Origin of the sequence: Pedobacter sp. (genome assembly GCF_035317785.1) — a bacterium.
In the GTDB taxonomy this organism is placed as follows: Bacteria; Bacteroidota; Bacteroidia; order Sphingobacteriales; family Sphingobacteriaceae; genus Pedobacter.
Window position 1 is genome coordinate 1 of record NZ_DATHGC010000300.1, and the last position, 10,879, is coordinate 10,879.

The 10,879-nt window shown below is 43.9% G+C and carries 11 protein-coding genes; 3 read left to right on the top strand and 8 right to left on the bottom strand.

What is annotated here, in order from left to right; translation table 11 throughout:
• The 3 genes from VK541_RS18715 to VK541_RS18725 form a co-directional block, all read left to right on the top strand.
• A partial coding sequence (locus VK541_RS18715; protein ID WP_324371919.1) for a DNA polymerase III subunit alpha occupies positions 1-2,591 on the top strand: 2,591 nt, incomplete at its 5' end.
• A 71-nt stretch (positions 2,592-2,662) separates the two neighbouring features.
• The gene (gene trxA / locus VK541_RS18720) at positions 2,663-2,980 is read left to right on the top strand and encodes a thioredoxin (RefSeq protein WP_285058662.1); all 318 of its coding nucleotides are present in this window, start codon (positions 2,663-2,665) and stop codon (positions 2,978-2,980) included.
• A gap of 64 nt (positions 2,981-3,044) precedes the next feature.
• The gene (locus VK541_RS18725) at positions 3,045-3,965 is read left to right on the top strand and encodes a DUF58 domain-containing protein (RefSeq protein WP_324371920.1); all 921 of its coding nucleotides are present in this window, start codon (positions 3,045-3,047) and stop codon (positions 3,963-3,965) included.
• Here the strand turns inward: VK541_RS18725 and VK541_RS18730 are convergent.
• From VK541_RS18730 to VK541_RS18765, 8 genes are all read right to left on the bottom strand, one after another.
• Positions 3,943-5,148, bottom strand: a complete 1,206-nt coding sequence (locus VK541_RS18730; protein ID WP_324371921.1) for an aspartate aminotransferase family protein — start codon at positions 5,146-5,148, stop codon at positions 3,943-3,945. The two genes, VK541_RS18725 and VK541_RS18730, sit on opposite strands and share 23 nt — an antisense overlap.
• Before the next feature lie 15 nt (positions 5,149-5,163).
• Entirely contained in the window at positions 5,164-5,613 is a 450-nt protein-coding gene (locus VK541_RS18735; RefSeq protein WP_324371922.1) for a hypothetical protein, read from the bottom strand.
• Between the two features lie 11 nt (positions 5,614-5,624).
• Entirely contained in the window at positions 5,625-6,158 is a 534-nt protein-coding gene (locus tag VK541_RS18740; RefSeq protein ID WP_324371924.1) for a hypothetical protein, read from the bottom strand.
• 34 nt (positions 6,159-6,192) lie between these two features.
• Complete coding sequence (locus VK541_RS18745; RefSeq protein WP_324371925.1) at positions 6,193-6,753, bottom strand: RNA polymerase sigma factor; 561 nt, start codon at positions 6,751-6,753, stop codon at positions 6,193-6,195.
• Between the two features lie 27 nt (positions 6,754-6,780).
• Positions 6,781-7,740: a transketolase family protein gene (locus VK541_RS18750; RefSeq protein WP_324371926.1), complete on the bottom strand. Its 960-nt coding sequence runs from the start codon at positions 7,738-7,740 to the stop codon at positions 6,781-6,783.
• A gap of 65 nt (positions 7,741-7,805) precedes the next feature.
• Positions 7,806-8,651: a transketolase gene (locus VK541_RS18755; protein WP_324371927.1), complete on the bottom strand. Its 846-nt coding sequence runs from the start codon at positions 8,649-8,651 to the stop codon at positions 7,806-7,808.
• A gap of 189 nt (positions 8,652-8,840) precedes the next feature.
• Positions 8,841-10,262 carry a pitrilysin family protein gene (locus tag VK541_RS18760; protein ID WP_324371928.1) on the bottom strand — a complete coding sequence of 474 codons (1,422 nt, stop codon included), beginning with the start codon at positions 10,260-10,262 and terminating at the stop codon, positions 8,841-8,843.
• Between the two features lie 2 nt (positions 10,263-10,264).
• On the bottom strand, positions 10,265-10,879 hold a 615-nt coding region (locus tag VK541_RS18765; RefSeq protein WP_324371929.1), incomplete at its 5' end, for a M16 family metallopeptidase.

The window sequence follows — 10,879 nt, forward strand, 5'->3', positions numbered from 1 at the left end:
ATTTTGAGCTGCAGACCATTGAAAAGACCGGTTATCCCGGATATTTTCTGATTGTTCAGGATTTTATAGCAATGGCCAGGCAGCTCGATGTGTCTGTTGGACCGGGCCGTGGTTCGGCAGCGGGTTCTGTAGTGGCCTATAGCTTGTGGATCACCAATATTGACCCGATCAAATACGACCTCCTTTTTGAGCGTTTCCTGAATCCGGACAGGGTATCCATGCCCGATATTGACATTGACTTTGACGATGAGGGCCGCGGGCGTGTAATGGATTATGTGATCAGCAAGTATGGCTCAAACCAGGTTGCGCAGATCATTACTTATGGTACCATGGCAGCCAAATCATCTATCCGCGATACTGCCCGGGTATTGGACCTTCCCTTATTTGAAGCGGATAAGATTGCCAAGCTGATTCCCAATATGAAACTGGCCAAGATCTTCAACCTGGAGGAAAAGGTATTGAAAGAGGCCCTGCGTGCGGATGAATACGAAAAGGTTTTGGAATTGAAGGCCATGGCAGGCGTTAAAAACCTGAGTGCCGAAACCATATTGCAGGCGCAGATCCTGGAAGGCTCCCTGCGGAACACCGGTATCCATGCCTGCGGGGTGATCATTACTCCAAGCGATATCACCAATTTCGTTCCGGTAGCTACCGCTAAGGACTCCGATCTGTATGTCACTCAGTTTGATAACTCTGTGGTGGAAAGTGCCGGACTGTTAAAGATGGACTTTTTGGGGCTGAAGACTTTGACTCTGATTAAGGATACCGTGAAACTGGTAAAGCTGGGTCATCATATAGATCTTGATCCTGATAATTTTCCTATTGATGATGTGAAAACCTACGAGCTTTTCCAGCGCGGTGAAACAATCGGGATATTTCAATATGAGAGTAACGGGATGCAGAAATACATGAAGGAGCTGAAACCGACTGTGTTTGGTGACCTGATTGCCATGAACGCACTGTACAGACCGGGCCCGCTGGAGTATATTCCGAGTTTTGTCCGCAGAAAGAACGGCGAGGAAGAGATCAGGTATGACCTGGATGCCTGTGAAGAATACCTCAAAGAGACTTATGGAATCACCGTATATCAGGAGCAGGTGATGCTTTTATCGCAAAAACTGGCAGGCTTTACCAAGGGCGAGGCTGATGTACTGCGTAAGGCCATGGGTAAGAAACAAAAGGATGTACTGGATAAAATGAAACCTAAATTCGTAGCCCAGGCTGCGGAAAAAGGTCATGATCCGGTGATCCTGGAAAAGATATGGAAAGACTGGGAAGCATTTGCATCCTATGCGTTCAATAAATCACATTCTACCTGCTATGCCTGGATCGCTTACCAGACGGCCTATTTAAAGGCACATTACCCTGCGGAATATATGGCTGCGGTACTGTCCAACAACATGAGCGACATCAAACAGGTGGCCTTCTTTATGGAAGAATGCAAGCAGATGGGGGTACAGGTTCTTGGTCCGGATGTCAATGAATCGGACATCAAGTTTTCTGTAAATACACAGGGTGAGGTCCGTTTCGGATTGTCCGGTATCAAAGGAGTGGGGGAGAAGGCGGTAGAAAGTATTATTGAGGACAGGGTGGAGAATGGAATGTATAAAGATATATACGATTTTGCCCGCCGGTCTAACACACGCACAGTAAACAAAAAAGCTTATGAGAGCTTCGTTTACAGTGGTGCATTTGATGGTTTCGGACATCACAGGGCGCAATACTTCTTCGTAGGTGCCAATGATAAAATGAATGGTACCGAGAAGCTGATCAAATATGCCAACGATTTTCAGAACAATGAATCATCATCACAATCCTCGCTGTTTGGCGGATCGGTAGCAGACCTCATACTCGAACCGGCGCTTCCGGTGGCTCCTGAATGGAGTCTTATAGATCGTCTGAAGTATGAGAAAGATGCCATAGGAATCTTTTTAAGCGGGCATCCACTCGACAATTACCGGCTGGAGCTGAGAGAGTTCTGCCAGCAGAAGGTGAGGCATTTGACCGTCGTCAATAAAATAAGGACCGGAGATACCAATGAAGAAGTGCTGGCTGAATTTGAGAGCATCAAGAATCGCGAACTGGTTGTCGGCGGATTAGTGGTTGTTGCTGCACAGCGCATGACCAAGACCGGAAAACCTTTTGGAACTATAGTTTTTGAAGACTACGACGATACCTGTGAACTGGCCCTGTTTGGTGATGACTTTATTAAATTCAAGCAATTCCTGACCGACGGATACTTTCTGCAGATCAGGGGGCGGGTAGCGGAAAGGTTTAGAAAAGAGGGGGACTGGGAGTTTAAGATCAATTCTATAAACCTGCTTTCCGAACTCAGGGACAAGCTGGCCAAATGTGTAACTATCCAGGTACCCATAGAAAGGATCAACGATGATTTTATGCGCCAGATCCATGCCATATTAGAAGACAATAAGGCAACTACAGATCAGCAAAACTGCCAGCTGCTCTTTGATATCTATGACAGGGAACAGAATGTCAACATAAAAATGCCCTCTAAGTCTGTGAAGATCAACCCTAATAACCACTTCCTCGAACAATTGATCGCACTGAACGTTAATCCTAAGTTGAACTAATGTCATTTTGGCACAGCCTCAGTTGATGGCATTACAATTGATTATATATTTGTAAATAAAAAATAGAAATTATGGCATTGGAAATTACAGATGCAAACTTCGAGGAAGTTGTGTTAAAATCAGATAAACCCGTTTTGGTTGATTTTTGGGCAGAGTGGTGTGGTCCTTGTCGAATGGTAGGCCCGTCAGTAGACGAGATATCAAGAGAATACGAAGGAAAAGCAATTGTAGGTAAAGTGAATGTAGACAATAACCCACAGATCTCTACTCAGTTCGGAATCCGCAACATCCCTGCTTTATTGTATTTTAAAGACGGTCAGGTAGTTGACAAACAAGTTGGTGCTGTACCAAAATCGGTATTGGCAGGTAAACTAGATAAGCAGTTATAATCACTCAACATATACAGTTAAAAAAGCGTTCATAACTTATGAACGCTTTTTTTATATTTACAGGATGCAGCCGCCCATTGATGAACAAGCCTTACACTTTAGCAGCAACCTGGAACTTCTGGCCAGACAGGTAGTAGAGGGGTTCATTACCGGACTTCATAAGAGTCCTTTTCACGGTTTTTCTGTGGAGTTTGCCGAGCACAGACTCTACAATACAGGCGACAGTATAAAAAATGTGGACTGGAAACTGTTTGCCCGAACAGATAAACTGTTCAGTAAAAGGTACGAAGAGGAAACCAACCTGCGCTGCCAGTTTATTATTGATGTCTCCTCCTCCATGTATTTTCCAGTAGGTGAATACAGCAAGCTCAATTTTTCCGTCCAGGCAGTAGCAGCACTGATCTATCTTTTAAAAAGACAGCGGGATGCTTTTGGTTTGAGCCTTTTTACTGATCACCTTGTATTGAATACTCCTGCAAAATCAACGGCTACACACCAGAAATACCTGTTTAGTCACCTGGAGCAGGTATTGAACTCAAAGAAAATGGATGTGAAGACCAATTTGGAGCAGGCTTTACACCAGATCGCCGAACTGATCCACAAACGTTCGCTGGTGGTTATCTTTAGCGATATGCTAAACACCTTTGACAACGAAAATCATACCGACGCATTGTTCTCTGCACTTCAGCATTTAAAATTCAACAAACACGAAGTGGTGATCTTCAATGTTACCGATAAATCAAGAGAAGTAAATTTCGATTTTGACAACCGGCCGTATGAGTTTGTGGATATGGAAACGGGGGCAACTTTAAAGGCGCATACTTCAAAAGTAAAGCAGGAATATCTGTCCAGAATGAGCAGCTACAGGGAAGCCATCAGGTTGAAATGCATCCAGTATAAGATAGATATGATCGACGCGGATATTGCTGCAGGCTTTTACCCTGTACTGCAGGCTTACCTGATCAAGAGGCAGAAAATGAGTTAGCAACTTCGCTCACGTTCTTCAATATAACCTCACATGCCCATTCAATTTCAGCATTGCTGATGATCAATGGCGGAGCAATCCGCATGGAGTTGCTGCAGTGCAGGAACCAATCACTGATCAGGCCATCTTTTATACAGGCATCGATGATCTTTTTATTGGTCTCAAAGCTGTCAAATTCTATAGCAATCATTAATCCTTTCCCCCTTACTTCTTTGATCGCAGGGTGTTTCAATAACATTTTGAAAAGCTGGCCTTTAGCTTCTACTCCTGCTACTATATTTTCTGACTGAATGGTGTTCAATGTAGCCAGTCCGGCCGCACAGCTTACCGGGTGGCCGCCAAAGGTGGTAATGTGTCCCAAGATGGGATTAGTTGCCAGTGCGGACATAATTGCGCCCGAGGTGATAAATGCGCCTATCGGCATCCCGCCGCCAATCCCCTTAGCCAGTAAAAGCATATCAGGAACGAGATCAAAATGTTCAAAACCAAACAACTTGCCTGTACGTCCGAAACCGCACTGGATCTCATCAAGCACGAGTAAGGTCCCTGTTTCAGTACACCGGGCTCTTAAGGCCTTAAAATATGCTTTATCCGCAACCCTTATCCCGGCTTCACCCTGTATGGTTTCAATAAATACCGCAGCAGTTTTTGTAGTGATGAGATTGAGGTCATCAGCCACATTATAATTAATGAATTTGATATGCGGCAGCAATGGCCGGTAGGCCTGCTTGAATTCTTCATTGCCCATCAGGCTCAAAGCACCCTGTGTACTCCCATGATAGGAGTTATAGCAGGATATGATCTCGGTCCGGTGGGTATACCTTTTGGCCAGCTTCATCGCTCCTTCAACAGCTTCAGTACCTGAGTTTACAAAGTAAGTGCAGTCCAGGCCTGCGGGCAATACATCTGCAAGAGCCTTTGCGAAGTTTACCTGGGGGCTCTGTACAAATTCCCCGTACACCATGATGTGCATATAGCTTTCTGCCTGATCCTTTACGGCCTTTACGACTGCCGGGTGGCAATGGCCTACATTGCTGACGCCAATTCCTGCGATCAGGTCCATGTATTTTCTGCCTTCAGGATCATAAAGATACATCCCGCTGGCTTTAACGAATTCTAAAAGTAGTGGTTCTAAGGTGGTTTGTGCGTTATGCTGAAGAAATAACTGACGTTGTGTAAGCATACACAAAATTACAAATTAATTCCTTCCCGGTCTTCCGTTTCTGTATCTTGACAAGATCTCGCGTTTAAAAGCTTCTTGCGCACGGTAGTATTTTCCGACGATTTTAATAGGCAGACTGGACTTCAGTTTGTTGTAATATTTCTTTTCGAGGTTCAGCTCCCTTTGTTTCATGTCAAAATCATTGGCTATGAGCGTCTGAATCTGGCTGTCCGACAAAGTTTCAATCTCAGTGATCTTCCTGAAGCTGATCATTTTCTGAAAGCGTTCCTTACGCAGCGCATTCTGCTCTTTCTCCAAGTCGTTATAGATCGGCCAGAATATTTTTGCTTCATCCGAAGAAAGGCCCAGCTTTTCAGTCATGTAGGCGATTTTATAAGTTTCAATCTCATTATTCTTATCACCAGAACCTTGTGCCGAAACTAAAAAAGGTAATAAAAGGAGCGTTGTAACAATTAGATTCTTCATTTGTACTTAAATTATAAATTCGTGGTCAGATCATTTTGAGAGTAATTGTTGAGGATATAATTTTCCAGTGCCGTCTCTTTAGCGGTTGGTTTTTGCTGATCCTTATAATTGGCCTCGATATGTTCAATGATCATTTCTTCATCGATATCAAACAGCATTTGTTCGGTAGCTGCGTCAGTATAGCTGTTGTTTTGAATTGTCCTCTGCTCATTGGTATTGAAATAAACACCCATGCCCGCAATAATTACGAAACATGCTGCAGACGCGTATTTCAGCACATTTGAACGCCATAAACGAGCAATCTTTGTTTGCTGTTTTGACGTAGTAGCCCCGCCGGTCGTCCTTGCCAGAATATTCGACTGCAATTGCTCAAAGTAATTTGGAGGTACCGTATGTCCGTCCCGGGGTACCGCAGCTCTAAGCCTTTCAGCAGCCATTTTGACCCGGATACTATCGTTCAATTCCTCAAAATAATTGGAAGGAGTAGTAAATCCAGTCTCTTTAATCCCCTTCATCCATTCACTATGTTCTAAATTTTCTTCCATTTCAAATATATTGATGCATTAATTGGCAAAAGGTTTAAAAGGTAATGTCCTCATTTAGCATAAAAGTTTCAACTTTCTTTACGGCAATGTGAAAAGAGGCCTTTAATGCACCTACACTAGTGCCTGTAATGGCTGCAATTTCCTCATATTTAAGGTCATCGAAGTATTTCATGTTGAAAATAAGCCGTTGTTTTTCAGGGAGCGTGAGCAATGCCCTTTGTAGTTTCATCTGGATCTTGTCCCCATCAAAATAGGAGGAGGCGACAAGCGTTTCTTCCAGTTCACCGGAAACCTCGTCCAGCGGAGTATTGTTGCGCTGTTTCTGTTTATTCAGAAAAGTGATGGATTCGTTGGTGGCGATGCGGTAGATCCAGGTATAGAGCTGGGAGTCGCTGCGGAAGTTTTCGAGGTTCTTCCAAACCTTGATGAATACATCCTGTACCAGGTCATCTGTATCGTCGTGATCGATGACCAGCCGGCGAATGTGCCAGTAGATCTTTTGCTGGTATTTGTTTAAAAGCAGGTTAAAGGCTTCATCCCGAGTTTTTATATTTGAGAATTTCTCTAAAATCTCTGAGTCTTCAACCTGCTTCATAAATGATGTGATCGGGCGTTTTAAATATTATTTTTTAGCCCTTTTTATGACTTTTTGTACGGCTTCTACAATATTTACGCTGTCTAATCCGTATTTGGTCATCAGCTGATCAGGAGTTCCGCTTTCGCCAAAACTGTCATTTACAGCAACAAACTCCTGCGGGGCAGGCAGTTCAGTTGAAAGCAATCTTGCAACGCTTTCGCCCAGTCCGCCATATTTGTTGTGCTCTTCGCAGGTCACTACACAGCCGGTTTTCTTTATTGATTTTAAAATCGCCGCTTCATCCAGAGGTTTAATGGTGTGGATGTTGATGATCTCGGCATCGATACCCAATTCAGCAAGCTTTTCACCTGCTTCAATTGCTTTCCAAACCATGTGTCCGGTAGCTATGATGGTTACATCTGTACCTTCATTGACCATCCAGGCTTTACCAATCTCAAATTTCTGATCAGGATCTGTAAACACAGGGATCACCGGACGGCCAAAGCGCAGGTAGACCGGACCGTGATACTCAGCGATGGCTATAGTTGCTGCTTTGGTCTGGTTATAATCACACGTATTGATCACAGTCATACCCGGAAGCATTTTCATCAAACCTATATCTTCAAGAATCTGGTGCGTAGCGCCGTCTTCTCCCAAGGTTAATCCTGCGTGAGAAGCACAGATTTTAACGTTTTTATCTGAATAGGCGACCGACTGGCGGATCTGATCATAAACCCTTCCTGTAGAGAAGTTGGCAAATGTTCCTGTGAAAGGGATTTTTCCGCCAATGGTCAGTCCGGCTGCAATACCGATCATGTTTGCTTCGGCAATACCGATCTGGAAAAAGCGCTCAGGAAATTCCTTGATGAATGCATCCATTTTAAGAGAACCCACCAGGTCGGCACAAAGTGCCACTACCTCAGGATTTTTCCGTCCGGCTTCCAATAGTCCGGCTCCAAAACCAGAGCGTGTATCTTTTTTTTCAGTGTATGTATATTTTTTCACGAGTTTTCTATTTTTAATTAATGGTGTTCAAGCTTGCTTACGCAGGTTTTCATAACCTTTATTTGCTAATAATCTTTGTAGGTAGAGGTTAATTGAGCCAAAGCTGTTGCCAATTGTTCATCATTTGGCGCAACGCCGTGCCATTTGTGTGATCCCATCATGAAATCAACACCATAGCCCATTTGGGTGCTCATTAAGTTAAGGATTGGCTTGCCTTTACCCGTTAGTGATTTTGCGTAGTGAAGTGCTTTGACAATGCCATCCATATCATTGCCATCAGAGTTGATCACGTGCCACCCGAAAGCTTCAAATTTAGCCTGCAGATTTTCCAATGAAAGCACTTTTTCCGTTGGCCCGTCAATTTGCTGTCCGTTGTAATCGACAGTAGAGATCAGGTTATCCACTTTATTGAAAGGCGCATACATGATAGCTTCCCAGTTTTGTCCTTCCTGCAGTTCACCATCACCATGTAAAGAATATACAATAGAATGATCTTTATTTAATTTTTTTGCCTGTGCAGCACCAATAGCTACAGACATCCCCTGTCCAAGAGAACCCGAAGCGATCCTGATGCCGGGAAGTCCTTCATGAGTGGTCGGATGGCCTTGCAATCTTGAATTTAATTTCCTGAAAGTAACAAGTTCGCTTACATCAAAATAGCCTGATCTGGCTAATACACTATAAAAAACAGGCGAAATGTGTCCATTTGAAAGGAAGAAAAGGTCCTCCCCTTTTCCGTCCATTTTGAAGTCAGTGTTGTGGTTCATCACTTCAAAATAAAGTGCGGTAAAGAAGTCAGCACAGCCCAGGGATCCTCCCGGGTGGCCTGACTGGCAGGCATGTACCATTCTAACAATATCCCTTCTTACCTGAGCAGCGATATCTTCTAATTCATTAATTGTATGTTTCATTAATTGGGGTTGTTTATTATGACAAACTTATATAAAACTGGTTGGATATGCAATTTACAACTAGTTACTTATCCAATATGACTCTATTTTCACCAATTATGATGGTATTCTACCAAACAGCAGAACGCCAATCCTGGCTGTTCTGCTGTGATAACCTAAATTATGATTAAAAATCCTGGAATTTTCTTTTTAGTCTTTGCCGGCTGCTAATGGTGCCGCATAGTTGTCAAATTGTCTGATCTCAAATCCCGATTTTTTAAGACCCGGCAAAAACTGGTCGGTTTTGCCTACGATAACGACTCTTGCGTTATCATATCCAAAGTATTTTTTGCTGACACGCAGGATATCATCTGCGCTGACCGCATTTAGTTTCTGAAGATATGTTCGGTAAAAATCTTTCGGAAGGTTATTGATCAGGATACTGCTCGCAAAACCCGCACCACGGGCAGGGTTTTCCAGACCCAGCGCAAAAGAACCATTGTATAAGTTCTTTGCATCCTGGAGCACCTCCGGACTAACTTTTTCTGTACGCATCACATTGATCTCTTTTAGAAATTCAACCACAGCACTATCCACTTTTTCATTCCTTACTGAGGCCGAAGCGCTGAAAGTCGACTGCAGTCTTCCTGAGCCTGTTTTAGAATAGGCACCATAAGTAAAGCCGTGCTTTTCCCGCAGGTTTCTAAAAAGTTTGGCATCAGCACCGCCGCCCAGAATTTGATTGGCGAGCAATACCGCATGATAATCGGGGCTGCCCATTGGTAAATCTATGAGATTGGTTACCGTGATCTCCGACTGAACCGCACCCGGTAAATTCACAACATCTACTTCGGTTTTAGCAGGATTACTGACTTTAGCCAAAACAGGGAATGTAAGAACAGGACCTTTCCAGTCACCAAATGCTTTAATGGCCAGAGCCTTTGCTGCTTCCGGTTTAATATCCCCGACAAAGGTCATGTAACCCCTTGAAGGGGTCACATACTTTTTATATGCAGCTTTCACATCGTCCAGGCTAATGGAATTGATGCTTTGCTCGGTTTCAAACTCTCCGTAGGGATGATTCCGCCCAAAAGAAAGCGCATTGACCACACGCCCTGAAATGGCCGCTGCACTTCGCTCATTAGACTTTAAACTGGTAATACTTTGCGATTTTAACTTGTCAAATGATGCCTGCGGAAAAGAAGGGTTTCGCAGGGCGTCAGCCATTAATAAAAAGGCATCGCTAAAATAACGGGTCAGGGCAGAAGCCTGTCCTCCGCCCGCTGAAACGCCTACTTCTGCACCCATCTGATCAACAGCCTCATCAAACTGGGCTTTAGTTTTTGTGGTCGTGCCCTCATTGAGCATGCCGCCCAGCAATCCGATAACACCGGCTTTTGCACCTTCAGTGATCGGACCTGCATCAATACTGTAACTTGCGGAAACTTTTGGTAACTTATGATTTTCCACAACCAGAACGGTAATGCCATTGGGTAATTTATAGATCACAGGATCGGCGAATGTAATGGTCGGTGCAGGGCCTGGTTTTGGTTTCTGGCTCCTGTCTAACTTCTGTGCGGATACTGCCTGAATAAACAGGGCAGCTATGGCTAATGTAAATATCTTCTTCATGTTTATTTCTTTGGCAGGTAATAAAGTACTACACGCTGATCTTTGTTGAGGTATTTTTTGGCTATGTCCCTGATCTCTTCGCGGGTGATCGATTTGATTTGTGCGAGCTGTTCGTTCAGGTCATTCGTATTCTTGTTGTGAAATGTATAGCCATTGGAAAGATTTTCAGCCACGCCGATCATCTTTGTATTGGCACTTACATACCCGTTCTCAAACTGGTTTTGCAGCTTTTTAAATTCTGATTCACTGATCAGATCAGTCTGCAGGCGAACAACCTCGGCATCGATGTCAATCAGAAGGTCGTTTAGAGGCGTGTTGTTGTTGGGCAGTGCCAATGTAATATAAGCACCGTAGTCTTCCAGGGTATAATTGAAAGCAGCAACCTGTAAAGCGGTCTTTTTCTCGTCCACCATTTTCGTGCTCAATCTTGAACTTCCGCCGCCGGACAAAATGGTACTGACCATTTCCAGCACTTTATTGTCGCGGCTTTTCATGCCCGGAACACGGTAGGCCGCAAATATTGCCGGAATTTGGATATTTGCATCATAGACTGTGTCCACAATTTGTTTGGCAATCGGTTTTAACTCGAAAGTTCCCTTAACTACCGGGATGCCTTT